At 40.8% G+C, this 26,944-nt stretch carries 19 protein-coding genes; 3 read left to right on the forward strand and 16 right to left on the reverse strand.

Annotation, left to right across the window (positions count from 1 at the left end; translation table 11 throughout):
* Positions 1 to 571: 571 nt before the first annotated feature.
* A complete protein-coding gene (locus ACOB80_RS18270) occupies positions 572 to 976 on the forward strand; it encodes an RNA recognition motif domain-containing protein (protein ID WP_473167309.1) in 405 nt (134 codons plus the stop codon).
* A 71-nt stretch (positions 977 to 1,047) separates the two neighbouring features.
* Here the strand turns inward: ACOB80_RS18270 and purD are convergent, their stop codons facing one another.
* The 6 genes from purD to prmA all read right to left on the reverse strand — a co-directional run bounded on the left by purD (position 1,048) and on the right by prmA (position 7,614).
* The gene (purD, locus tag ACOB80_RS18275; RefSeq protein ID WP_473167310.1) at positions 1,048 to 2,331 is read right to left on the reverse strand and encodes a phosphoribosylamine--glycine ligase; all 1,284 of its coding nucleotides are present in this window, start codon (positions 2,329 to 2,331) and stop codon (positions 1,048 to 1,050) included.
* A gap of 54 nt (positions 2,332 to 2,385) precedes the next feature.
* The gene (locus ACOB80_RS18280) at positions 2,386 to 3,222 is read right to left on the reverse strand and encodes a class I SAM-dependent methyltransferase (RefSeq protein WP_473167311.1); all 837 of its coding nucleotides are present in this window, start codon (positions 3,220 to 3,222) and stop codon (positions 2,386 to 2,388) included.
* A gap of 159 nt (positions 3,223 to 3,381) precedes the next feature.
* Positions 3,382 to 4,983 (reverse strand): bifunctional phosphoribosylaminoimidazolecarboxamide formyltransferase/IMP cyclohydrolase, encoded by a 1,602-nt coding sequence (gene purH, locus ACOB80_RS18285; protein ID WP_473167312.1) that lies wholly within the window; start codon positions 4,981 to 4,983, stop codon positions 3,382 to 3,384.
* A 181-nt stretch (positions 4,984 to 5,164) separates the two neighbouring features.
* Complete coding sequence (gene fis / locus ACOB80_RS18290; RefSeq protein WP_473167313.1) at positions 5,165 to 5,452, reverse strand: DNA-binding transcriptional regulator Fis; 288 nt, start codon at positions 5,450 to 5,452, stop codon at positions 5,165 to 5,167.
* Between the two features lie 17 nt (positions 5,453 to 5,469).
* Positions 5,470 to 6,435, reverse strand: a complete 966-nt coding sequence (dusB, locus tag ACOB80_RS18295; RefSeq protein ID WP_473167314.1) for a tRNA dihydrouridine synthase DusB — start codon at positions 6,433 to 6,435, stop codon at positions 5,470 to 5,472.
* 297 nt (positions 6,436 to 6,732) lie between these two features.
* Positions 6,733 to 7,614, reverse strand: a complete 882-nt coding sequence (gene prmA / locus ACOB80_RS18300) for a 50S ribosomal protein L11 methyltransferase (protein ID WP_473167468.1) — start codon at positions 7,612 to 7,614, stop codon at positions 6,733 to 6,735.
* A 149-nt stretch (positions 7,615 to 7,763) separates the two neighbouring features.
* Between prmA and ACOB80_RS18305 the strand changes: the two genes are divergently transcribed.
* Positions 7,764 to 8,519 carry a substrate-binding periplasmic protein gene (locus ACOB80_RS18305; RefSeq protein ID WP_473167315.1) on the forward strand — a complete coding sequence of 252 codons (756 nt, stop codon included), beginning with the start codon at positions 7,764 to 7,766 and terminating at the stop codon, positions 8,517 to 8,519.
* Between the two features lie 10 nt (positions 8,520 to 8,529).
* Complete coding sequence (locus ACOB80_RS18310; RefSeq protein ID WP_473167316.1) at positions 8,530 to 9,495, forward strand: precorrin-2 dehydrogenase/sirohydrochlorin ferrochelatase family protein; 966 nt, start codon at positions 8,530 to 8,532, stop codon at positions 9,493 to 9,495.
* A gap of 314 nt (positions 9,496 to 9,809) precedes the next feature.
* Here the strand turns inward: ACOB80_RS18310 and ACOB80_RS18315 are convergent, their stop codons facing one another.
* The 10 genes from ACOB80_RS18315 to ACOB80_RS18360 all read right to left on the reverse strand — a co-directional run bounded on the left by ACOB80_RS18315 (position 9,810) and on the right by ACOB80_RS18360 (position 26,943).
* Complete coding sequence (locus ACOB80_RS18315; RefSeq protein ID WP_473167317.1) at positions 9,810 to 10,808, reverse strand: sterol desaturase family protein; 999 nt, start codon at positions 10,806 to 10,808, stop codon at positions 9,810 to 9,812.
* A gap of 113 nt (positions 10,809 to 10,921) precedes the next feature.
* Complete coding sequence (locus ACOB80_RS18320) at positions 10,922 to 13,147, reverse strand: TonB-dependent receptor family protein (protein WP_473167318.1); 2,226 nt, start codon at positions 13,145 to 13,147, stop codon at positions 10,922 to 10,924.
* Positions 13,147 to 14,385 carry an imelysin family protein gene (locus ACOB80_RS18325; RefSeq protein WP_473167319.1) on the reverse strand — a complete coding sequence of 413 codons (1,239 nt, stop codon included), beginning with the start codon at positions 14,383 to 14,385 and terminating at the stop codon, positions 13,147 to 13,149. Before ACOB80_RS18325 ends, ACOB80_RS18320 begins: the two co-directional genes overlap by 1 nt.
* A 94-nt stretch (positions 14,386 to 14,479) precedes the next feature.
* Positions 14,480 to 16,291 (reverse strand): DUF4856 domain-containing protein, encoded by a 1,812-nt coding sequence (locus ACOB80_RS18330; RefSeq protein ID WP_473167320.1) that lies wholly within the window; start codon positions 16,289 to 16,291, stop codon positions 14,480 to 14,482.
* A 327-nt stretch (positions 16,292 to 16,618) separates the two neighbouring features.
* Entirely contained in the window at positions 16,619 to 17,302 is a 684-nt protein-coding gene (locus tag ACOB80_RS18335; protein WP_473167321.1) for a hypothetical protein, read from the reverse strand.
* A gap of 135 nt (positions 17,303 to 17,437) precedes the next feature.
* Positions 17,438 to 19,279, reverse strand: coding sequence for an alkaline phosphatase (locus ACOB80_RS18340; RefSeq protein ID WP_473167322.1), 1,842 nt, complete (start codon positions 19,277 to 19,279; stop codon positions 17,438 to 17,440).
* A gap of 12 nt (positions 19,280 to 19,291) precedes the next feature.
* Positions 19,292 to 20,833: an alkaline phosphatase gene (locus ACOB80_RS18345; protein WP_473167469.1), complete on the reverse strand. Its 1,542-nt coding sequence runs from the start codon at positions 20,831 to 20,833 to the stop codon at positions 19,292 to 19,294.
* Positions 20,834 to 21,173: 340 nt separating this feature from the next.
* Complete coding sequence (locus ACOB80_RS18350) at positions 21,174 to 22,493, reverse strand: sensor domain-containing diguanylate cyclase (RefSeq protein WP_473167323.1); 1,320 nt, start codon at positions 22,491 to 22,493, stop codon at positions 21,174 to 21,176.
* Positions 22,494 to 22,612: 119 nt separating this feature from the next.
* Complete coding sequence (cobN, locus tag ACOB80_RS18355) at positions 22,613 to 26,605, reverse strand: cobaltochelatase subunit CobN (RefSeq protein WP_473167324.1); 3,993 nt, start codon at positions 26,603 to 26,605, stop codon at positions 22,613 to 22,615.
* A complete protein-coding gene (locus ACOB80_RS18360) occupies positions 26,605 to 26,943 on the reverse strand; it encodes a DUF2149 domain-containing protein (RefSeq protein ID WP_473167325.1) in 339 nt (112 codons plus the stop codon). Before ACOB80_RS18360 ends, cobN begins: the two co-directional genes overlap by 1 nt.
* Position 26,944: the final 1 nt, after the last annotated feature.

A 26,944-nucleotide genomic window follows, 5' to 3' on the forward strand; every position in this document is an offset into this window, starting at 1 on the left:
GGTAAAACCGTATCACTGTGAATGTCCACACAAATTGCATGATAACTAATTGTTAAAGAACTGATTCTTTCGAATCTCGAACAACATCCCATTCGTGTTGCCCGTGTGCTCTACCGTTGAGAGCGGATGCGCATTTTACGCATCTCAGTTTTGATGTCAACACTTTTTTTATTTAATTTTAAATAATTTTTTGTGTTGGATGTTTTTGCTAAAAACCTAGTAAAAACACTTCATCTCACTGACTTCTAGGTTGTCCCTGAGAAGTGGTTGCGCATTGTAGAGATCTTCTGAAAAGGATCAACCCTTTTTTTCAAAAAAATGTTCGTTCGATTAGATTTCGAGCATTTAGTCTAATTTTCGACGTAAAACCCATTAAAAAACGAGCTACAGTCTAATTTGAATATCAAAAGTAGGAAGAATCACCTTATTAATACAAAAATAAGGGTTATTAATATTGCACTCTAGTAAAAGCTCGGTAACATGTAGTTACACTTTGCGAATAAAAGTGTCTTTACAAAAAATAATAATTAGGTAATCAATCATGAATTTCCCGAAGGTAATACAAATAGTTTTGGCTATAGTGTTTGCAACAATAGCCTATTTCATCGTAAGCAAAACTGATCAGCCAGAAATGTACATCGCTTTATTTGTTTTTGTCTCTTCTTTAGCAATGACATTTATAGGTAACAATGATTCTGAAGGTTCAAACGACGATATCAAAACGCTTTACGTTGGCAACTTGCCTTACAGAGCAAACGAAGGTGCGGTACGTGCATTATTCTCAGAGCATGGCCGTGTTCATTCAGTAAGGTTAATGAAAGACAAGCATACTGGAAAAAGACGAGGTTTCGGTTTTGTTGAAATGGCGGCTGCAGATGCAGACAATGCTGTAAACAAATTAAACGATGCTGAATTTCAACAACGCACATTAAAAGTAAGGGAAGCAAAAGAACGCCCTGAAAAGCAAGACGATTAATCTCATCAAACACTAGAAACAAAAAAGGAGCCAACGGGCTCCTTTTTTAATATCAGCTATTAAGTTATTAACTAGCTCTCTCTCGCGATAGCGCGATAAGCGATGTCATTGCGGTATTCAACACCTTGCCAGCGAATAGTAGAGACTAATTCATAAGCAGCTTTTTGTGCTTCAGTCACTGAGTTACCTAATGCGGTTGCGCACAGTACACGACCACCAGCAGTAACCACATTGCCATCTTTTAATGCAGTACCAGCATGGAATGTTTTGCTGCTCTCAGTAGCAGGTTGATCTAAACCAGAGATTACATCACCTTTTGGATAGCTTGCTGGGTAACCAGCTGCAGCAAGAACAACACCCACTGCTGCACGTGAATCGAATTCGATCGTTTGCTGATCAAGTTCGCCTTTACATGCACTTAAGCACAAGTCTACTAGATTAGATTGTAAGCGCATCATAATAGGCTGGGTTTCAGGGTCACCAAAACGACAGTTATATTCGATTACCTTTGGTGTACCATCAGCGGCAATCATTAAACCTGCATATAAGAACCCTGAATATGGTGCATCTTCTTTTGCCATACCTTCAACGGTAGGAATAATGACTTCATTCATAATACGATCATGAATGTCTGGTGTAACTACAGGTGCCGGAGAATATGCTCCCATGCCACCAGTATTTGGACCTTTGTCACCATCATACGCACGTTTGTGATCTTGGCTTGTCGCAAAAGGAAGAATGTTTTTACCATCCACCATCACAATAAAGCTCGCTTCTTCACCTTCGAGGAACTCTTCAATAACAACACGATGACCTGCGTCGCCAAAAGCATTTCCAGCGAGCATATCTTTAATTGCATCTTCCGCTTCTTCAAGTGTCATCGCAACGATTACACCTTTACCAGCAGCTAAACCATCAGCTTTAACTACAATTGGTGCGCCCTGCTCACGAACGTATGCAAGTGCTGGCTCAATTTCAGTAAAGTTTTGATAGGCTGCTGTTGGAATATTGTGACGAGCTAAAAAGTCTTTAGTGAAAGATTTCGAACCTTCTAATTGTGCCGCGGCCGCAGAAGGACCAAAAATGTTTAGACCTTCCGCTTGAAACGCATCGACAACACCGTCAACAAGGGGTTGTTCAGGACCAACAATAGTCAAACCGATATCGTTACTTTTTGCGAAGTCTACTAAAGCCGATAAATCACCTACAGAAATATCAACGTTCTCTAGTTTGTCTTCAATTGCAGTGCCCGCATTGCCAGGTGCAACATATACTGTTGAAACTTGTTCAGCTTGAGCCGCTTTCCATGCTAATGCATGTTCGCGACCACCACTACCAATAACTAATACCTTCATTTAATTGATCCTAAAAAATATAAAAAGCAGAAAGCTTTCGCTTTCTGCGGTTATTTACTTAACAAATTTTAATGTCATGCGATCGCTTTCGCCAATCGCTAAATATTTAGCTTTATCTTGCTCGCCTAACGCTAAACGTGGTGGAAGTGTCCATACACCTTTAGGGTGACTTGCAGTGTCTTTAGCATTAGCGTTAACTTCACTGGTTGCTGCTAATTTAAAACCTGCTGCTTCAGCATATTTTACCGCTAAAGATTGAGGAACGTAACCACTGCGTTTGTTTTCTTCCCAAGATTGAGATTCAGGCATTCTGTGTTCAACAACACCTAATACTCCACCTTTTTTCAGTGCAGTGTAAGCATCTTTAAATACTTGCTGCATGCCATCTTCACCCCAGTTGTGAAGGTTACGGAAAGTTAATACTAGATCGGCAGTACCCGCTGGAGCTAATGTGCTTGTAGATTTAGGCGTAAAATCGGTTAATTCTACTTCACTAAATACTGGGTCACTTGCTAGTTTTTTCTCTAAACCGCGACGAGAGCGGCTGTAGTAATTGTCTTCACCTGTATCTGGGTAGTGTGCACCGTATAGCTTGCCGTTGCCTTTTAACGCAGGTGCAAGAATCTCAGTATACCAACCACCACCTGGAGTAATTTCTACAACCGTCATGTTTGGCTTGAAACCGAAGAAAGCTAGCGTTTCTGCTGGGTTACGGTAAATATCGCGAGATTTGTTCTTGTCACTACGGTGATCACCAGCAATTGCTTGAGTAAGCGCAGGGCTTTTAGCCAATGCTTCTTTGCTTTCAGCTTCAGTAGAATTACACGCTGCGAGACCAAGTAAGCTACCTGCTACAGCTAAGGTGAGAACACTTCTTTTTATTGTATTCATATATTCTTCCATAAAGGTTAAGTTAGATTGTTGATAGTTATAACAGATAATTAGAACGAGAACAGCGCCAACTTAGTTCAATTATGTAAGAGAATTTTTAACTAAACGCTAGTATCGTAAAGAAAGAGTGACTAGCGTTTAGTTGAGCACTAATAGTGCTTAGTGACGGAAGTGGCGCATGCCAGTAAATACCATCGCCATACCATGTTCGTCAGCTGCTGCGATAACTTCTTCGTCACGCATTGAACCGCCAGGTTGAATAACAGCAGTAATACCAGCTTCTGCTGCTGCATCAATGCCATCACGGAATGGGAAGAATGCGTCTGAAGCCATTACAGAACCTTTAACTTCTAGATTTTCATCAGCCGCTTTAATACCTGCAACTTTAGCAGAATAAACACGGCTCATTTGACCTGCACCAACACCAATAGTCATGTTGTTTTTAACATAAACAATGGCATTTGATTTAACAAACTTAGCCACTTTCCAACAGAACTTAAGGTCACGCATTTCTTCTTCTGAAGGTTGACGCTTAGTTACAACTTTAAGATCTTCGTCTGTCACTTTGCCTTGATCGCGGTCTTGCAATAATAAGCCGCCGTTTACGCGTTTAAAGTCTAGACCTGTTGTTTCAGTATCCCATTGACCACACTCTAAAAGGCGTACATTTGGTTTTGCTGAAACGATTTGAGCAGCGGCTTCACTGACAGAAGGCGCAATAATAACTTCAACGAATTGACGAGAAACAATTGCTTCAGCAGTGTCTGCATCTAATTCGCGGTTAAACGCAATAATGCCACCAAATGCAGAAGTAGGGTCAGTTTTAAACGCACTGTCGTATGCATTTAGAATGTTGTCTGCAATAGCAACACCACATGGGTTTGCATGCTTAACGATAACACAAGCTGGCTCATCAAATTCTTTCACACACTCAAGTGCTGCATCTGTATCAGCAATATTGTTGTACGAAAGCGCCTTGCCTTGTAACTGAGTTGCCGTTGACACTGAAGCTTCTTCAGGATTTGCTTCAACATAGAAAGCAGCTTGTTGATGAGAGTTTTCACCGTAACGTAAGTCTTGCTTTTTAATGAATTGGCTATTGAATGTACGTGGGAATTGATTCTTCTGTTCGAAGTTTACTTCTTGCTCTTCAGCACCATGTGCTGAAAGCATTTGACCGAAGTAGTTAGCAATCATACCATCGTAAGAAGCTGTGTGCTCGTATGCAGCAATAGCTAAATCAAAGCGAGTTTTGTACGTTAATGAACCTTCGTTTGATTCCATTTCCGCTAAAACACGTTGGTAATCTGAAGCATTCACAATAATAGTTACGTCTTTGTGGTTCTTCGCCGCAGCGCGAACCATTGTTGGGCCACCGATATCGATATTTTCGATTGCGTCTTCTAACGTACAACCGTCATTTGCTACTGTGTTAGCAAACGGATAAAGATTTACCACTACCATATCGATTGCAGCAATATTGTTTTCGCTCATAACATCTTCATCAGTACCGCGACGAGCCAAGATGCCACCGTGGATTTTAGGGTGAAGAGTTTTAACACGGCCATCCATAATTTCAGGGTGACCTGTGTGATCAGACACTTCTGTTACTTGAATGCCATTGTCTGCTAAAAGTTTTGCAGTACCGCCAGTTGATAAAATATCAACGCCTTTTTGGGCTAGGCTGCGAGCAAATTCTACAATACCGGTTTTATCTGAAACACTTAAAAGTGCACGTTTGATTGGGCGTGGGGTATCCATGTTTATATCAGTTACCTTTGTCAGTTAGATACGTCTATCTGTTAATCTTGTCTGGCCTTTGACACTGTCCTTGGCAATTATTCCGTCTTGCTTATTTATTGACTAGCTGGTCAATTTCTTACGCTTATAAGTAAAAAAGCACCCGAGGGTGCTTTTTTGTCGCAGGATTACCTGCGCTTAATTAGTTCATTCCGTATTTCTTTAGCTTCTTGCGCAAAGTACCACGGTTAATGCCTAGTAAGTTTGCAGCGCGTGTTTGGTTGCCGCGAGTATACTTCATCACTTCTTCTAACATAGGCGCTTCAATTTCTGAAAGTACTAATTCGTACATGTCGTCTACGTCGTTACCATTCAGTTGAGATAAGTAGTTGCTGATAGCGATTTTAGCTTGAGTGCGTAATGGTGAAGCTTCAGCTTGAGTTTGGATATTTCCAGTAACAAATGGAGATGAAATATTTTGTTCAAACATACTGTTTTAACTCTTTCTTAATTTAAATTATCAAAATACCTAACTAATGCGTCGATTTGCTCATCGCAAGTTTCCAGCGCATTAAATATAGAACGAAATTCTTTATCTTGGTCGAGCAATTGCAAATACCAAGACAGGTGCTTTCTTGCGAATCTAACGCCAGTGAAATCACCGTAAAATTTATGTAGCTCGGTAATATGCTCAATAACTATTGAGCGAACTTCTTCCAATGAAGGTGGTGGTAACAATTGACCGGTTTCTAGGAAATGATTTATTTCTCTAAAAATCCATGGACGGCCTTGAGCACCTCGTCCCACCATAATGGCATCAGCCCCTGTGTAATCGAGCACATCCCTTGCCTTTTCAGGACAAGTAATGTCGCCATTGGCTACAACAGGAATATCTATAGCCTTTTTAATTGCCTTAATAGTGTCGTACTCTGCGTTACCTTTATAAAAGTCGCTTCGTGTTCGACCATGTACCGCAAGAGATTGAATGCCATGTTCTTGCGCTAACTTTGCAATCTCGACACCATTTCTACTGTTTTCACACCAACCGGTGCGAATTTTCAACGTCACAGGAACGTCCACTGCATTGACAACAGATTTTACAATTTGTTCCACCAATGGAGGTTCTTTCAACAACGCTGAGCCAGCTAGCTTTTTGTTTACTTTTTTAGCAGGGCACCCCATATTGATATCGATAATTTGCGCGCCATTTTCTACGTTTACTTTCGCAGCAAATGCCATTTCTTCAGGATCCGAACCTGCTATTTGCACGGAACGAATGCCAGACGCATCATTATGAATCAAGCGACGCTTAGATTTGTCGGTATGCCATACTTTTGGATTTGCAGACACCATTTCCGAAACTGCAAGCCCTGCCCCCATTTGACGACAAAGTTGTCGCATTGGCTGGTCAGTAATTCCGGCCATTGGCGCTAACATTGTATTGCTATCTAAGGAGTAGGAACCTATCTTCACGCTGCTGTTTTTTTGAGCTACCTCTAAAAAGGGCGCTAAGTGTACGCGTTTTTTTCAGGATTGAAAAGCATATAAATTGAACAAATGTATCTTTTTTTAAAGTTTTTTATATTGACTTTTTGCAAACTATTGATGTGTGCACTTTTTGAACAAAAAATTTACAAAAAGCAGGGGGAATTAAAGGATTTTGATAACCGGGCTTGTTTGTTCAAACCCTGCCCGGTTAAGGGGTAGAAGCATATTTATATAACAAATTCTTCTAATAAAATTCTGGTGATGTACTTAGCCAAAGCACAACTATCTTTTTTGGCCCGATAGTCTGACCCATTCCTCTTGCACCACATAATCGTCCATTTGGCACCACTTACCGTAAAGAGTTTGCAACTCTTGGGCTTGATCTTCCAACACACCTGATAATGCAAGTAATGCTGAATCACCTAAAAATGAGGTTATACCCGGTGCTAATTCACGTAATGGGCCGGCTAGAATATTGGCCACAACAACATCTGCTTTTAGCTCAGGCTGATCTTTAGGAAGGAAAAGCTCCAAACGGTCTGCAACACCATTTCTTTCTGCATTGTCTTTACTTGCTTGCAGTGCTTGTGGATCGATATCGATACCAATGACCTTTTTCGCTCCAAGCTTTAATGCGGCTAGCGATAAAATGCCTGAGCCACAGCCAAAATCCACGACAACTTTGTCGGTTAAATCGAGTCCATCCAACCACGTTAAGCATAAAGCCGTTGTTGGGTGAGTACCCGTACCAAACGCTAAACCAGGATCTAACATGACGTTCACTGCTTCTGGTTCTGGCACTTCTCGCCAACTAGGGCAAATCCACAAACGTTCACCGAACTTCATCGGATGGAAATTATCCATCCACTCGCGCTCCCAATCTTTATCTTCCAATTGCTCGAGCTTATATTTCATTTCCTTACCTTCAGGGTGAATACTTTGTAAGTATTGGATCACCTTGTCAGTATCTTGATTGGTTTCGTATAGTCCCATAACCACAGTATTGGCCCAATATACAACTTCATCACCAGGTAAAGGCTCGTAAATAGGTGTGTCTTTCGCATCGATGAAAGTTACCGCTTGCGCACCGCTCGCCATTAACCAATCACTGTATTTTTCAGCCGTTTCTTCATTTGCTTGTAATCTAAGCTGTAACCAAGGCATAAATAAACTCGTTCGAATAATATTAGCCATAGTTTACCACTATTCATTGTTAACTGTAGACTGGTAGTAACGCCATAATACGAAATTCATTGCTATTTATTCGCACACTTGGCAATAATAAGAGCAACAGTTTATTTTTTGGGCAGAAAATGTTTAAGCAATTTGTTTCCTTTGTCGTTTTAATGAGTTGCCTGATCCATTCTGCATCATTTGCATTTTCCGATGTTCGCTTTGTTACCGAGTCACTTCCCCCGCTGCAAATAGGCCACAATAATGCCGAGCCAACTGGTGCGATGATCGACGTTATTAAAGAAGTAATAAAAGAAGCAGGATTTAACAGCGATATTGAAGTCTACCCTTGGGCGAGAACATACAGACTAGGACAACAACAAAAGAACACCTTCATTTTTTCGATTCTTCGCAGTGATAACCGTGAAAACTTGTTTCAGTGGGTGGGTGAGCTATATACCATTCGTGCTTTTTTGGCAGCTCGTAAAGATAGAACAGAAGTAAATGTAGACACGCTTGTAGACGCTCAAGGCTATAAAATTGGTGTTATTCGAGATTCTCAAGCAGAAACCTACCTCAAAGCAAAAGGCTTTTCTGAGCCTCAACACTTATATATTAGCCAATCTTATAGCGGGATGTGGGCTAACCTATTTAACAAAAATACTGATATCACCTTTACAAACAACACGATTTGGCGACCACAAGTAGAGAAAGCAGGTTTGGATGCCGACAACATAGCGCTTTTATATGAGGTAAAAGACTTCGCTTCTGTATTATACCTAGCCGCAAGTCCAAACACGGATAAGCAGCTGGTAGAAAAAGCAAAAAGCGCGCTGAAAAAGATTAAACAAGATGGTCGCTATGCTACAATTCTCGCTAAATGGCAGCTAGATTAATGATGCATTCATGCAATATTTCCCGATCTTTTTAACAGCGAATCGAATTAATGCAATGATAGTGGGTGGCGGAGACGTAGCCGCACGCAAAATAGAACTTCTTCTAAAATCCACAAAGGCAATTTCGGTAATGTCTAAAGATTTAAGCCCTTCTGTTAAGCGATTAATAAAAGAAAACCAACTTGTCTGGCTTAGCCACAACTACTTGCCCGGTCATCTTGATAATATAAACCTAGTCATTGCAGCTACTGATGATGAAGATGTGAATACACAAGTAGCACAAGAAGCAGATCGTTTGAAGATTTTGGTCAATGTCGTCGATCAACCAGAGTTATGTGGCTATATTACGCCAGCAATTATCGATAGAGATCCAATGCTTATTGCCATGTCTAGTTCTGGCAAAGCACCAATACTATTACGAATGCTGCGCGAGCAAATCGAAAAATCATTGCCGGAAGGCTATGGCAAGCTAGCAAATTTCTGTTTTAAATTTAGAGATCATGTTAAAGCTAAAATTAAAGGTGTTAAAAACCGACGCTTTTTTTGGGAATCTATTCTTCGTGGCGAAATTGGTGATCAGTTAATCAGTGGCAACTCTACAATTGCAGAGCAAAGATTCATTAATTCGTTAAAACAAGGGATGACGGAAAATAGAGGCGGTATCACCTTTATTCATACCAAGCACGGCGACCCTGATATGCTAACGTTAGCGGCACATCGCGAACTGCAGTTTGCTGACGCAGTATTCTACGATAAACAAGTTAACGAACGCTTTATTGAATATGCTCGTAGGGACGCAGATAAATACCCGCAAGATATCGATTCGGACATCACAATTAATTATCAACACGCCATTGAGCTGGCGGAGCAAGGACAAAAAGTTATCTATTTCTTGGCAGGATATATGTCACTCCCCCACAACTCTGCTCTTACCTTGAGCACCGTAACATCAAAAGAATTGGTTTGCGGAGAGTAAAAAAAAAGCCTTACCTCAAAGAGGTAAGGCTAACAATACGTTTGTGTAAACAGAGCAACATTCACACACGTACTCCCGGAAAAGTAGTACCAAATAACTTTGGATACCAAAACCATCAAAACACTTAATCCTACGTTTAGGGCAAAACTAAATTAAGGCTTTAATGAACCGCTGGTAACAACTCAACATACTGGCTATGGTGTATGTTAAGTATAAGGGTGTGTCACCAACGAGTTATATACTAGTAGGCATACTTTTCATTGTCAACACAAATGAGAATTATTTTTATTTAAATTTTTCTTTGCTTGATTTGATTAAGATTTATCAACTGTTTCAGCTTTTTGCTTGCCACGAAAAGCCTTTAAAATTAACTTACTTGCACCGGCGAACGGACTCCAATAAATACCCAGCAAAGTATCATGTTTGGCATAGTCTTTTCCGATACCTATGGATAAGTTTTTAACATCAGAGGCTTTGACTAATGTTCCAGCCATACGATCCCAAATAGCCAATGCCGAGCCTAAATTAACATCAAACCATTTAGGCTGATCACTATGATGCACTTGATGTTGCGCGGGACTAATAAACCAGTTTTCGACTTTATCACCCCAAGACAGCCAAATGTGACTGTGACGCAGATTTGAACCCATAAAGTTAAATAAGAACACAAACATATTTGCGCCAACAATATCGTACATTTTTAACGTTGGACCAAAAAAGTAATAACACAGACCAACGACAAACCCTTGGGTCAGCGCCATTCGACAGGCATATAAATAACTCTCTACCGGATGAGAACGATAAATGGTCATTGGCGTTAATACTTTGGCAGAGTGATGTACTTTATGAAATTCCCACAATACCGGAATTTTATGTAACGCCAGATGCAATAGAAATCGAGTAAGGTCGTCAAAAACAAAAAGCAGTAAAGTAAATATGGCAACTATCGTAGCGCTGGACCATTGCAAGTGCTCAATCGTTCCAAATAGCACTTCAATACCACCAGTTACACCAAGTGCTATGGGCGCCATGGTTAAAATAATCGCGGGAAATAAACTGGCTTTAATCAGTTTATTTAGAAGGAATAGCCAATAGTCATGCTGTGCTGATTTAGAAAGGTAAATGCGTCTTGGCACTAGATAGGACACGAAACCGAATAACGACTTTGCTGTTTTTTTCTCGCTAGCTACTTTCAAATATACTGGAATAGCTAAAAATACTGCGGAAGCGAGATATAGCCAATATATGCGTTTATTGGCATCTATTAGATAGAGGGCTAACTGCTCAATATTTAGCGATAAAAATTCAAACACTTAGCCACCTTAAAAAGAAAATAAACCAATCGAGTAACTTAACCACATATCAAAAGCGCTCTACTCGTGCTAAAGATACGTTCGACTAAGCTACTCAGATTAGCTATATAGTACTAGAAGGAGTACTGATAACCAACAAAGGCTTGTTGTGGTTTACTTGGTCTTGCGCCATAAGGACGACGACTAATAATTTCTTGATCATCGGTAAGGTTGTCGACTTTCAAGTAAATAGTGCCCATATCGCCTAACTCATAACTCGCAGATAAATCAACGATACTATAAGCTTCAGTAGTTACGCCTGATAGCAAGACACCATCACCTGACGCTTCTGCCATTTCATCAATATAGCGACTAACTAAGTTAATATCCCAGTTATTACCTGCTAAGCCAATACTTAACGTTAATTGATTCTCCGGCAAGTAAGGCAAAGGGTCACCCGCTTCAATCGCACCCCACATAGGGAAATCAGAAGAAAACGCCGTATCAAACTCCGCATCCGTGTAGGTGTAAACAAACGAGACAGGAATATCAAAATGCTTATTACCGACAAAGGTATGGCCAACAGTTAACTCAAGGCCAAGGACACTTGCCTCGCCACTGTTAAACTCAGCATCTAAATTATCGCCACATGCAGCCGCTGCTGAAAATGAACAGCTTTCTTTTAAGTTTTCGATATCGTTAAAGAAAACGACTGCCTCTACTTGTGTGTTATCTTTAAAGTATCGACCACCAAATTCATAGTTAATGCTGTTTTCTATATTTACTGATGGATCTTCTTTCGGGCTTGTAGGAATAAAGCCTTCATGAACACCAAAGAAAAAACCAGCATAATCAGACATTGCATAGAAAGCACTGATACTTGGTAACCAAATCTTAGTGTCTTTCTTCAGCCAATCACCTTCTTTGCCTGGTGCTTGGTTTTGATAATAAGAGTCAAAGTATTCACCGCGGATACCTACTGTGAATTCCCATTGTTCCCAAAACACAGTGTCTTTAATAAATACCGACACAGCATCAGTTTCTTCAAGGTTTGTCGTTGTTGCAACAGTATCACTGCCATCAGACACTAGATTCGCCGACTGCATTAAAAACGCGTCTTCAGTATGGCGACGTTTAATTTGGTCTTGGTGATATCTAAAACCAACATTTAGTTCGTGCTTTAAACCCGCTAATTCATAGTCATAATAAAGTTCAGACTGAACGCCTTGGCTGTAGTATTCACGATAGTTATCACCAAGGATGATTTTCTCGTACTCTTCCGTGGTGTCAGCATTACCCGTTAAAATTTGGTAAAAGCCCTGATTAATCTCATCCGTTGGGTTGGCCAATATGTCTTGAATATCAACGTTTACTAGGCCACCTTTAAAGCCGTTTATTTTGAACCATGAACGTTTAAAATCGTTGCGGTAAAGGCGTGTTGTCACATCAAAATTATCAGTACCAATAAAGTGAGTGAACAGTATTTGCTGATGTTCCCAATCCATTTTATCTAATTGACTGGCCGCATAACGTCGATTTGGCTGACTGCCAAAATCTTCATCAGTTAAACCAAGGTAGGTTTCATCTGACAATTCATCAGCGTAAGCAAACTTTAATTCAACAATTTGGCTATATTGATCATTAGATAAGTCATAATTTAACTTCACCATGATATCGTTTTTATCAAAGCCTGTGTCTCCACCACCATCAAGCTCTTTAAAGCCATCCGATTGCAGATGTACACCTTCGATTAAATAGCCAAAATCACCATTTTTGTTGCCGTAGTGGGCTTTGGTTTTTAAGTAGCCATCAGTACCTACTGCAACATCAATTGCCCCTTCTGAGCCTTCTGGAATATGACGAGTCGTCATATTTAAGGCGCCAGCGACAGTATTCGGGCCATATTTAATGGCAGCAGGCCCTTTAAATACTTCCAATGCCGTCATTTTATTCATCATCGGGAAGTAATATGCTGCAGGCGCTGAATATGGCGCAGGACCAATTAGCACCCCATCTTCCATCACAGTAATTTTCTTACTGCGCTCAGGTGTAGCACCACGAAAGCCGATGTTAGGACGAAGGCCAAAGCCGTCTTCCTCTCGAATATTGACACCAGGTACGCTGTATAGCACTCGGTTAATGTCGTCAAACTTAAATTTTTCTAAGTCTTGCTCTGAAATTAACGTGGCTGAGCCTGATTCAGTTCTTAATTTATCGTCGTGACCAAGAATCTGGATACGCTCATAATAATCTTTAACAGCCGTGTCATCTGTATTGTCAGCGTTATCGTTTGCATAAGCCGTTGCGTATAATCCCGATAAGGTTAACGCCAATAATGTTTTAGTAAATGGCTTCATCATTAGTCGTTATCCCCTGCTGAAGTCTTTGGCAGCTCCAAGGCCAAGGAATTAATAAAGTCCGTTTTTAATTGATCTGTTACTTTTTTCACTTCCGCATGCGTTTGTTCAACTTTCGCCGAATCAAGCGCTAATGTTTCTGCTAACGTTGTGGTATAGCCTTCAGCATCAGTAATCGCGTTAGCAACATCGGCAACCATTTGCTCTGCTAGGTCTTGTGCGTTTGATTCGATAAGAAAATCAACAAAGCCTAAGCCTTCTCCGCCAGTTAATATCTGCTCAAATCCACGAAGGTTGTTAGTGATGTGCTCAATTGAAGCATTGGCGTGAAGAGACTCTACTGACTCTGGGCAAGGTGCGCCACCACAATCGTTTAACACTAACCCTAAAGGTTTAGCTAATTTACCATCTTTAGTTATGGTATCTAGATAAAACATCGCATCACTGATGCGATTAACAGCGTCATGCGCAGTTGCAATAGAGCTTGTGGCTGTACCAGCCGTTTTAAGTTCATTTGCGTAACCGTCGTTTGCAGCCCAACTAGTTACTAGTTGATTTGCGCTATTGTTAATATCTGAAGCCACCACACTAGCAAATTCACATCGCGCTATTTTACGATACGTTTCTGTTTGATTATTCCAGTTATCGGGAGAGCCAGACTCACAGCTATCGGCTAAATCATCATTAAACAATAAGTATTCAAGAGCAGCTAAACCTTTGCGAGATGAAGTTCTCTTTGTAATATCGTATGGCGCGCCATTAACTTCACCTGCCTTGAAGAAAGTAACATCATAATCTACTGCACAGGTATTAACGTTCGGCCAAGAATAGATATTGTTTCTAAGTAAGCTGTCATTTGCCAGTAACGGGCCTAGTTGCATCATCTCAGCTTTTTGCCACACTGCCATAGCTGTGTGCCAAGCGTCACGTGCATTTGTTTTACTGGTATTAACTTGGTCCAACTCAGCGTTTCCATCCGCATAATCCTGTTCCATTTGGCAATAGCTAGACACCATGTTGGCTTGTACCTGCGATTGAGTGGCAAACTCAGTAAAGGTTGGTGTGATAACGTTATCGACAATATTTTCCACCATTTTGCTTTCATCAAAGCTTGTATCAACAGGAGGTGGAGTGCCGTAATCTTCACCTGCGGAACTGCTAGAGCTTTCTCCGCAAGCACTCAAAAGCAACGCTAACGCAATACCCGTTGCAAGTGAGCTTTTTGAAAACTGAGTAGACATGAATGACCTTGTTTTATTGTTTATTTAAAATAGCAAAAGCTTGGTAGTAAACTACCAAGCTTTTTTATAGCCTAAATATTTGTTTTTTCAAATATTACCAGTTAGCTACATTTTCTGCATTAAATTCATATGCAGCTTCAAGAATATCTCGTGCTTGAATTAACTTAGCTTGATAATCAGCAATGCCATCGGCATCCATTACCGGACGTTGACCTACTAGCTCATGGAACGTAGCAAAGTCTTCATCTGATAACGGCGAGTAAGGGTTAAATTGTAAACCTAATGCAAAACCTTTTAACTCTGACCAGTGCTTAGCAAGGTCTGAGTAACTGTAATCTGCAGAGCCGGCTCTTAGATCTTCTAAATCTGCATGGCTATCATTGATGTAATGTACAACCGTCGCTGCAACACCATTCTCCCAAGCACGTACTGCTTGGTCACGGTAGCCAAACAACTCTGTTTTTTGCTCTTCAGTTAATGAAGAACCCGCGTTTGCATTTACTAGGTTGCGACCAGCAATCAATGCTGTCATTGCGTCATTAGTGTAGTCTGTTGCAACAACCGCTTTACGGTCACGCTTAGCTGCGTTGACAGAGTTACCAAAGTTGTACTCAGACAATAGGTCGATCATACCGTCGCCATTTGTGTCATGCTTGCCATTCCAGTCAACACGACCATTGCTACCGTCAGCTTCAACTTTGCCAGCAATTTCATTATCTGTGTACTCTAAGTAATCACGTGCAGCACCAAAGTAACCAAAACCTTCGTCAAACTGATGCTCTAAGTTTGAGTAAGCTTTATCAGTTACAGCTTTTTCATTACACGTTTGTAAACCTTTACCGCCGTCACAGTTTTCATCAGTCGTTAAATCGTTACCATGAACATCAACTGTTTCGCTACCAAAGTAATCATCTGTTGATTGAGAGTAAGCGACAGACATTAACAAGAATTTTTGGATAAGTTGTTTTAAGTCTGTACCGTCAGTGTTTAAGTAAAACTCAGTGATTGTTTCACCGCTGTCAGAAATACGGTTGTCACCAACGTTAAGATAATAATCAACGTTATCTGCTAATTGCCCAAAGAACATGTCAACTAAATCTTCAGGTGTAAATCCAGCTAAGTTGCCCCAGCCAACAAAACCAGTACCAGGCTGTTCTGAGTGACCCCAGTCTTTGTGTTGGCCTTTTTCATCGCGACCTGCAATTTTACCACCAGAACCGCCAAGACGTTTAACACTGCCCGAGATGTCTGTCATAAACTTCTGTACTGCATTGTCGCCAAAAGATTTCAGTTCGAAGTTATCATACTGCTCTTCTGTTGTGCGGAAGTATCTATTTAGCTTATCAATAACTTGATCACGAGAAGCAATAGTACCGTCTAACACTTCAGTCTTCAGAGTCGTTCCAATGTAATAGTTTAATTCGTTAATTAACGCGTGGCGTGCTACCTGTCCGCTATAAGAAACAGTTGAGCCGTCAGTAAATTTACTGGTAAATGTGTAAGTGTCTAACATATCAGTAACGTCGATAGTTAGCTCTTTAGTAAAAGTAGCACCGTCATTATCAGTCACTGTTACGTTTACTGTATGAGAAGTAGCTACTTCATAGTTTACTTGAGTTTCTGCTGCTAGTTTAAGCTCAGCACCATCTACAACGAACATGTCACCTTCCACAGTGAAAGTAAAAGTATCGCCTGAATCAGCATCAGTTGCAGTTAACTGACCAATTGTTGCACCAGCTTCATTTTCATTTACAGAGCTATTAGACAAGGTGATGTCTGTTGGTGCGGAGTTAGTTGGTTCTGGTGTTGGCGTTGGCGTTGAAGAAGAACTTGAGCTTCCACCACATGCTGATAAAGCAAAAACAGCTGATAAAGCTATAGCTACAGCGCTTTTATTGTGTTTCATAGTAAACCTTTTTTCTTAGAGTTTTTAAATTCTGAAAGTAACCACTTTGTTATTGGCGCAAATATTAGCATGAAAATAAAACGTGATACAAATGAGAATTACTTTCAATTGTAACATCAGTATCACGAACGTAAGTTTTTATTTACCTAAATGTACGATATACGAGCGTAAAAATAGTGTAGAACAGTTTTACAAAATTAAAAGTAAGATACTAATTTCTATAGAACTATAGGGTGATTTAGACAATTAGGCGTAGAGGAAGTAGTGTTAACAGGAAGCGACTGCTAACACTATTTTTCTAAACTGCTCCGATCAGAATACAAGAAATTAGTGATGATGACCTTGGTGAGAATTGGACTCTGGAGAGAATCCTTGATTAATCATTTTCGATAAAAATGGATCTGATTCCATATCACCTATGTCCGCATAATCAGTCGATTGATAAGCCGAGATGTTTTTAGCATATCTGCGCACAAATTCGGTATCAGTATTTAAGTCTTTTAAGCGCCAGCTTGTTTGTAATTGGCTACCTTTGTAAATTTCAAACCTTTCTAGCAACTGTAATTTGGTATACCAACGTGCTTTGTACTTCTTACCTTTATCTTTGTAGGTAAGCAGTTCAATTTGATGACAACCTTCGCCTTCGACACTTGATACCGTCATTTTCGACAATAGTTTGGTTGAAATCAGTTGCCATTTTTTCTGCCACACTGCGTTACTGCGTTTCTTTTTGACACCAATTTCTGTTGGCTGATATTCAATAGAGCGATGGTACTCAGGAAAATAGCGCGTCAGCAATAATTGTTCATTCGGGGTTTTACTCCACCAATCGCCATAGTTTTGGTTAGGATAAAAGTGGCCAACCTCGTTTTGTAAGCGATACAAGTTGAGTTTATTGGTAAGCGTTCTACCATGTTGGTCTAACTGCTTAGTTTGATAGCTCGCTAATAACATATCTGCTTGCTTGTCACACGATTGAGGGGTTGCTGATGCTGCGTTCACCAGCATCATATTCATTGTTATAAATAATAGAGTTAACTTAACCATAAGTAATAAAAAAGGTTGATATAAGTTGTTGAAATACTTATACCAACCTTTAATTACAGTTTTATTTAACCCAATGAGGTTATTACTGTTTACTTTCTGTTAATCAACAACAGCTTCTGCTTTAGTCACTAAATCAGATGCATGAATCATCACATGATAAATCAAGCTTTGTTCATTAGTTCCTGTCACTAAGTGAGCACCTGGGCCCATGGCATAAACACCAACATCTTCACCTGCATGGGTTTCCGAGCTCTTTGGTACTAATGCTTCTTGGTGGAAGCCAGGAGAGGTAGTATCAACATCGGTTAAGTCCTGACGCTCAGAAACAATGTCATGACTGTAACCTGCATCTGCATCAGTTTCTTCACCTAGATTTTTAAAGCCGCGACCATTCGTGTAACCAAGGGTCGTGTACGGCATACCATCAGATGCTAGTGACGGCTCTTCACTGCCAACACCAACCACTTTACCTAAGATTGGATTACCACGTTTTGGATAGCCCGCAATAGTAAACACGTGGCTGTGATCTGCTGTAACGATAATTAATGTTTCATCAGGGTCAGTTGAATCAACCGCAGCTTGAACCGCTTTTGCAAACTCAATAGTATCTTCTAACGCGTTATAAGCATTACCTGCGTGATGACCGTGGTCAATTCGACCCGATTCCACCATCAAGAAAAAGCCTTTGCTGTTGTTATCTAATACATCAATAGCTTTATCTGTCATTTCACTCAAGCTAGGCTCACCCGCTAAGTCGTTGTGGCGATCAGCTTCATAATGCATGTGTGACTCATTGAACAAGCCAAGCACACGCTCTGTAGCATCGGCATTAATAGCGTTGAAGCTATCGCGATCTATCACGTATTGGCCAGCAGGGTATTGCGCTTTCCACTCTGCCGTTAAATCGCGACCGTCTGTACGGTCACCTTCAACTGAGCTTGAAGCATCGGCACTGTTAAAAGCGGCATCTTTCGGTAAGAAATGACGACGACCACCGCCTAACGCGACTTCAATACCGTCAACGTCTAAGCCAGCATAACGCGCTTCTAAATTGGCTTCAAAGTTAATCAGTTGAGACGCGATATCTTCACAACCCGCAGTCACTTGTTCAGCAGGCATATCAGATACGTCTTCCCAGCCTCGCTCAGGAGATTTTGCATAAGTAGCTGCTGGTGTCGCATGAGTAATACGCGCTGTTGAGATTACACCAGTAGATTTACCGGCAATTTCTGCAAGCTCTAAAGCCGTTACTAATTGTTGGCCAGTTGCAGAAGCACAGTCACCACGTTCAACTGTCTCAGCTAAACCAATTACACCCATGTCAGTTTTCACACCAGACATCATGGCAGTCATAGTTCCTGCTGAATCAGGTGTTTGCGCATCAACATTGTAAGTTTTAACAAAGCCTGAGAATGGGAATTTATCGAAGCTTAATTGATGCTCTTCACCCATTTTACCCATTTTCTGACCCGCAAGAATACGCGCCGCAGTCACAGTAGAAATACCTAAACCGTCACCAACAAATAGGATAACGTTTTTCGCTTTACCCACTTCGTTAACTAAGCTGTTGCTGTTAGCAACCGCCGTTGCCATCTGCGCTTCACCTTGAGCAAACCAAGGGTTGTTTACTGTGTTATCAGCACTACCACCTGATGCGTCGGTTAATGTTGGTGAACAAACGTATTGAGTAGAGTCGACTTCTGCCGCTTCTAGTACGCCATCACTGTTGTCATCAATACCAGAATCAATCTGAACACCAGAATTCAAGCAGTTTTCATTACCTACCGGTAGAAAGGTTTGTGCAACTAAACTGTTTAAACCGTTTGTTCCGTCGGTACCATTGGTGCCATTCGCACCATTAGTGCCGTTTTTACCGTCGTCACCATCACAACCGGCTAATGCGACTAGTATGCTTAACGACAAATATTTTAACGCTTTCATTGTTCTCTCCTACTAGTTAGCAATTAGGCCAAGTGATTTGTTGATAATGTGGAAAACGACACTTTGCTCAATAACACCTTGTGCTAAATGTGAGCCAGGGCCTGTTGCATGTAGTGAAATATCTTCACCGGCATGAGTTTCAGAACTTTTTGGGATCATCGTCTCTTGGTGGAAACCTGACATTTCCGTATTTACTTGCGTTAAATCTTGGCGACCCGCTACTGCATCTAAGTCGTAAGTTGCATCAGCATTCGTTTCGTCACCTAAATCTCTATAACCACGACCGTTTGTATAGCCTAATGTTGTATAAGGCATGCCATCTGACGCCATTTCAGGTTCAGTTTTACCAACACCAACGACCTTACCTAAAATTGGGTTACCACGCTTAGGATAACCAGCAATGGTGAAAACGTGACTATGGTCAGCTGTTACAAGAATCAGTGTTTCTTCTGGGTTTGTTGCGTCATAAGCCGCTTTTACCGCTTTTGCAAATTCGATAGTGTCAGTTAACGCGTTGTATGCACTACCTGCGTGGTGACCGTGGTCAATACGACCAGATTCAACCACTAACAAGTAACCTTTATCATTGTTGTCTAAAACATCAATCGCTTTACCTGTTAACTCACTAAGAGACGGCTCTCCAGCAATATCGTTTGCGCGATCGGCTTCATATTGCATGTGAGATTCATTGAATAAACCAAATACGCGTTCTGTTTGACTTGCATCAATGGCATCAAAGCCAGCTTGATCCATGACATATTTGCCATTTGGATACTGTGCTTGCCACTCAGCCGTTAAGTCACGGCCATCCGTACGATCACCTTCAACGCTGCTAGCAGCATCTGCCGAATTGTACATGTCGTCTTTTGGTAAGAAGTGACGACGACCGCCGCCGAAAGCAACTTCGATACCATCAACATCCACGCCAGGGAAACGCGATTCTAAATTCTTTTCAAAATTAACTAATTGCGAGGCGATATCTTCACAACCTTGCGTAACGGCTTCTTCAGGCATATCTGATACATCTTCCCAGTTACGATCAGCCGATTTAGCATAGGTCGCAGCAGGTGTTGCATGGGTAATGCGTGCTGAAGAAACCACACCCGTTGATAGGCCTTTAATTTCAGCAATTTCTAGTGCAGTTACTAACTCATTGCCTTCAACAGTCGAACAATCACCACGTTCGATTTTCTCGTTAACGCCAATAACGCCAACATCTGTTTTCACGCCTGACATCATGGCTGTCATAGTACCGGCTGAGTCAGGTGTTTGAGCATCAACATTGTACGTCTTTACTTGCGCTGAATAAGGGAATGTTTCAAAGCTTAAATAGCCCTCTTCACCAGAATTACCATTCATTTGTCCTTCTAATATACGAGCAGCAGTTAGCGTAGAAACGCCCATACCATCGCCTACAAATAGAATAACGTTTTTTGCTTTAGTACTTGGGGTAAGTTGTGTTTTAGCGACAACTGACGCTTGACCATTTGTGTACCAACTACTGGTCTTTTGCACGCTAGGAACTACATCTGCAAGTGCTGCAGAGCTAAGCATGAAAGAAGATACAGCAGATAGTGAAACCCATTTAGAGTTCATAACACTTTCCTCTGAATTATTGTTTTGATTGGATTTATCCAACGGATAGACAAGTCACACCGTTAAAGATGGCGAAATTTTAAAGAGGAAAAATGACGGATGAATTTAAGTTGAATGACCAATTAGTTAAGAAAATATAAACGAAAAAAGTCAGCTTTATGACGCGCATCATAATAGCTTAACAAAAACGACATATTTCATTACTTTTCAACCAGTTACGTTATAACATAACACTTAGAAAAAAGCGGTGCAAGAGAAACAATTCTGAGGTGTTGTAAACGTTACTTATAAAACTTCTTTAGTGGTAACAATAGACTTGATTTCGCCCTTTGTTCTTCGCCGAATACAAAGCTTTATCGGCACGAGAAAACAACTTATCGAAAGACTTATCGGTTGGCTGCATAATGGCGACACCTACGCTAACTTGCACAGCAATTTCGCCCTGCCAGTGTCCAGTAAGTTTAACCTCGGCTTGCTGCTTTCTAATGCGCTCAGCAATTCTAGCCGCCATATCGAGATTAGTATCAGGAAGAATGATGGCAAACTCCTCGCCACCAATGCGCGCTAATACATCTTCGCTGCGTAAATTTGGCAGTAAATTTTTACTCAGTGCTTTTAACACCTCGTCACCTACTGGGTGACCGTGAAGATCATTGATCATTTTGAAATGGTCGATATCTATTGAAACAACAGATAGCGGTTTTCCGTTACGCTGCGCTCGCTTAAATTCTCGTTCGGCATGTTCTACAAAGTAACGGCGGTTATAAAGTCCAGTTAACGAGTCAGTATTCGCTTGCTTTCTAAACTGTTCTTTTAATTGGTAGAGCTCTGTAACTTCGGTAGAAAAACCTATTAACGAAACAATGTCGTCGCCTTTTCGATAAGGAATTTTAATGCTGAGATAGCGATGAGAAATACCCTCATCGTCAATGACGCTTTCTTCTATTGATTGTCGCTCGCCTGTTGCGAAAACTTTTTTGTCTGATTGATAAAAATGCTCAGCAATATCGGCTGGCAAGATTTCAGTTTCAGCTTTACCAATGATTTCTTCAGCAGGAAGACCAAATAATTCAGCGACATTTTTGTTCACATATTGAAAGGTGCGCTCTTTATCTTTCATGTAGATATGCGCATCAACGTTATCAAGTACTATATTAAGTAGCGTTTTTTGCTCATCGAGTTCTTGTTCAAGTTTCTTTTGATCTGTAATGTCATAGGAGACACCACACATGCCTATGACATCCCCTAGTTTGTTGAACAAAGGCTTCTTAACGACTCGGTAAACGCGCATTTCCCCTGTCGATCTCACGCAGTTAGATTCTTCATTTTCTACGGTTATCGCTTGTGTCATCACCTTTTGATCATTTTCCTTGAGCTTTTGAGAAAGCTCGAGATCGAAAAAATGACTATCGTCTTTTCCTACAACTTCTTCATAAGGTTTGGCAAAAAGATCTAACACGGCTTGGTTAGCATAGGTATAACGACCGTCTAAGTCTTTGGCATAGATAAAGGCACCAACGTTATCCAATACGCCAGATAACATAGCCACTTGTTCTGCTAAGGATGTAAAATTTTTATCTGAATCGGTCACCTGACTACCTACTAGCGCCTCAATCATCAATACTTCTTCTCATCAATTATAGCTAAACATTGCTAGAGTGCGCTGATTATCTCGACTTTAAAACAAAAAAAAGAGCCTTTAGTGGCTCTTTTTTATTTCGATATACTATCCAGTAATTACGCTGCTTGTTTTAATTCACTTTTAGTCGTTAATTTAGCTACGTCTTTTGGTCTTCCGACGTAATTGCTGGCAAAACCTAACGCAAAAATAAACAACGCCCAGTAAACTAGCTGATAATCTTTTTCAAGGGGCTCAGCTTTTACTTGCTCTTCCAGTTTTTGACCAGAAACCTGCTGCGTTTGTGTCGCTGCCGAAGTGACGGGCTGAGCAAGTGCTTCAGCGAGTGCTTGCGTTAAAGGCGTTAAACCAAAGCCCGCAGCTGTTGCATCTACATATTCAGTGAATTTTTCATTATCTGTAGCGACATCGTGTTGGGCAGCAATGTCAGTATAAGTCTCTACCATTTTTTTGATGGTTGCCTCGTCTGCTTGCCAATATCCTTTGCGAACCGCTTCTAGCATACGTTCCAGAATTTGCGCCAAACTTTCCGGGTTAGCTTGCTCAAAGAACTCTCGCATATCCATTTGGTATTTGTCTTCTACATAGACTTCAAAGAACTCTTGCCATTGATCATCGCGAATAGCTTCTGGTGTCATGACCTCCCAACCCCACATATTATTCATGCGATCTAAGATTGCCGTTGCGCCAGCGTATCCAGAGTCTTGCATTGCTTTGATCCAGCGAGGATGAAAATAGCGACTGCGCATTTCTTGGTTAACAAACTCATCTAAGGTTTGCGTTTTTACCTGATCTTTCTTGCGTAAATTAGACACGTACATTTCAGGCGTTTTACCATCTAAATGACGAACAGCTAAGCCAATACCACCAAAATATTGAAATGGGTCGTCGTTAGTCATCATGGCGTATAAATTAGTAGAACGAGAGAAAATTACACCATCGGTGCCAGACAACACTTTATTGTATAAGCCCTCTCCTTCGCCGAAGGTATCTCCAACATTTTCGCTCCAACGCTTTTCATCTTTACCAAAAGCGTAACCCATACGATCTAAATATAGATTTGCGAGTTTGTCGTCAGTTTCCCAAGTATCAGACGCTAATGAACTTGCCGCCAAGCCAGTACCATAGTTACCCGTCTCATTAGAGAAAATACGAATAGACGATAAATAATCGGCATCTTCTTCAGACTTTCCTTTATCTAGTAACTCTTGTTTAAGCACGGAGGCATGTCGATAAACAAAGTTATTTTCTTCCTTCATTTTCGCCACTTTATCTATAGATTTTGCTAGCCATAGCATCACATTAGGAAAAGCATCACGATATAAACCCGTTGCTGAAATCACGACATCAATTCTAGGGCGCTTTAATTCGCTATAAGGGATTACTTCAGTGTCGACAACATTGCCTTGACGATTCCACCTTGGCTTTAAACCTAGCGCATGAAGAATTTGTGCTTCTAAAGCGCCTTGGTGACGCATGGTTTCTAATGACCATAAAGAAAATGCTAACTTTTCAGGGTATTTACCATGCTTTTCGAGATAAGCATCAATAGTTTGATTCATTAGTTTTACGCCAGCATCATAGGCTTCTTTTGAAGGCACTTTAGCAGGGTTAAAACCGATAAGGTTTCTACCTGTAGGCGCTGCACCTGGGTTACGAATAGGGTCGCCACCGTAACTTACAGGGATATAATTGCCCTCTAATGCGAGTAATAGGTTTTGAATTTCGGCAATATCTTGAAAGTTAGTCCAATATTGGTTGGCTAAGGTAATATCTTGCTTAAGTTGATCATCTAAACCTTCAACAAATTCAGGCGAAGAAATCGCTTTTTCAAGCAATTGAAAGCCTTCCAAGGTATTTAGTTTTCTGACATTGCGTTCATCTAGCTGTTCAGACTCAGCAATAGCCAGTCCTTTCTCTTGTTCAACGATAGCTGCACGTGCGGTAAAATCGTCGCCCAACATTTGCAACATAGTTGTATAAAGGTGTTCATCTTTTGGCAATTGACCAAACGTATGTATTCCCAACGGTTGACTCATTTGCGCTAAGCTATTTAAATGATCTTGAATTTTAGCAATCTTATCGTCAAAGTTATTGAGTAACTCTTCTTTCGACAACGACAAGTCTTTGAGCATATTAAGCTCTTCTGCCATTTTGCTAATTTCTTGCTGTGTATTTTCTTTCGTTTGACCTTCACTCAGCATCAAATAATTAGCAATTTTCTCATTTAACTCAGCGATTTCAGTGTACAAACCTGCTTTAGCAAAACCTGGCGTTAAGTGGCTGATCATGGTTGCTCTGCCGCGACGTTTCGCCTGCATCGCCTCACCAACATTATCAATAATATATGGGTAGAATACAGGCTTGTTACCTATGGCTAAACTCGGCGCATCATAAACTGACAAACCACGTTCTTTACCCGTTAGCCACTCTTGCGAGCCGTGAGTCCCTAAATGGATGTAAGCATCTGTACCAAAGGTTTCCCGTGCAAATAAATAAATAGCCAAGTAACTATGATTAATTGGTGTTTTCGTGCTGTGGTATAAAGAAGAGTGTTCTTTTGCATCTTCTCCGCGAACACCTTGTGGCAACACGATCATATTGCCTAAATTCATACGTGGAATAACAAAGGCTTTAGTCTCTTTGCCGTTTAACTGCGTAGTACGTAACATGCCACTTTCTTCAGGCTTACCCCAACGTTCAACAATAGGCTGAGTAACCGATTCAGGAAGTTGATTAAACCAATTAAGATATGTCTCTAATGGCATATATTCCGCTAGATCTTGATCAATTAAAACTTCGGCATCCTCACCGCGATAGTACGGGCGAAGTAATTTGCCAGCTGATTCAATTAAGTACTCTGGCTCTTTTACATCAATACTGTAACCTTTTTCTTTCATCGCTCTGGCAATTTGACTAATAGAAGACGGTACATCTAAGAATGCAGCGCCAATATTTTTCTCGCCCGGAGGGTAATTCCAAATAAAGGTGGCAACCTTTTTGTCTTTGTTTTCAATGTGAGCAAGGTTTGCGTGATTATACGCACGCTCAACTAAGGCATTTAATTGATAATCGATAACTTTTTTCGCACCCTTTTCATTAGCTGCGATTATCGTTGGATCTGCGCTACCTGTATCTTCTGGCATCACTAAAAAGAATGGCGTTAGTGAAGGTGATACACCTGCATTGTCTGCTTCGAATTGTTCTTGATCACCTTCGGTATAGTTTAATGCGTGTAATACGGGCACGCCTACTTTCTCAAATTCGGCTCTGCGCTTTTCCACATAATGTAGTGAACGATAGTTAATCAATAAATTAACACGTGCCTTGTTGTTTTCATCCACCAGTAAATCGGTGTAATTTAATGCCTCGTCATTACCTTCAAAAAAGAAGCCAAACGCTTTTGCTCCTTTTTCTTCTAATCCTTCTATTAAAGCATCAACAATTTGCTGTTGTTCGTAATCAACGACACTACGGTGAATACCAATAGCAACAACAGGCTGAGTTCTTTCAGGTGCTAAAAAAGCAAAAAAGGCATTCTCATCCCCTGTTACTTGGCCAGCAAAATCGCGGTGATACAAGCCGACATTTGGTACAATAATAGGCACATCTACAGTATGTTTAGCGATCTTTAGAAAATCACTAGAAATAAACAACATCATATTACGATAGTTACCACGGCCTGCATTTTTGTAATAGCCACCAATCGCCGACTGTTGAGTATCCGATAAACCTTGATTCATTTTCTCATTAGAGAGGTCACCTAATGAGATAACTGGCGTGTTTGGAAATTCCGTTAAGTAGCTCGCATATTTACCAAACATGTATTTTGATAGCGCAGGGTTAATACCATCGAGCATAACTAACGCAGCACTGTTCCAGGCAGCTTTGATTTCCTCTTCAGACTTACCTTTAGTTGAAAAGTCTACCAATTCAAACGGTTGGTCTTTCGCTAACTCTTTTAGCAATTCGCCCTTAGGCTTTGATGCATGAGAAGACATCATCAATAGTACTTGCGGTTTTTCTTGAGCAACTGATATAAAACTTGTCGCTAAAAGGCACACAGCGACTAGATAAGAAACAATACGCATTATTTTTTATTCTCCTGCGTTGGGGCTGCTTCGCCTTCCGGCACATAGACAAAGCTACCATCTGCCATTTTGTAAGCCACACCTGCACGCATACCTTCACCTGAGCCAATTTCTCCCGTTGATTTGTATTGTTTTATTTCTTTTCCCTCTTTAACAATCACTTCCATATTTGGCTTACCCGCATTCTTCACGACAGTGACATTGTCACTGGTGAATACATTAAGTGGGTTTTGTGCTAGCGCAATCATCAGCGCTGCGATAATAACGAGAAAAACATCAACTAGGTTTACCGCACTTACTATCGGGTTTAGCTCTTCATCTTCGTCTAAAAAGCGCATG

This window comes from Thalassotalea coralli, from assembly GCF_055786205.1.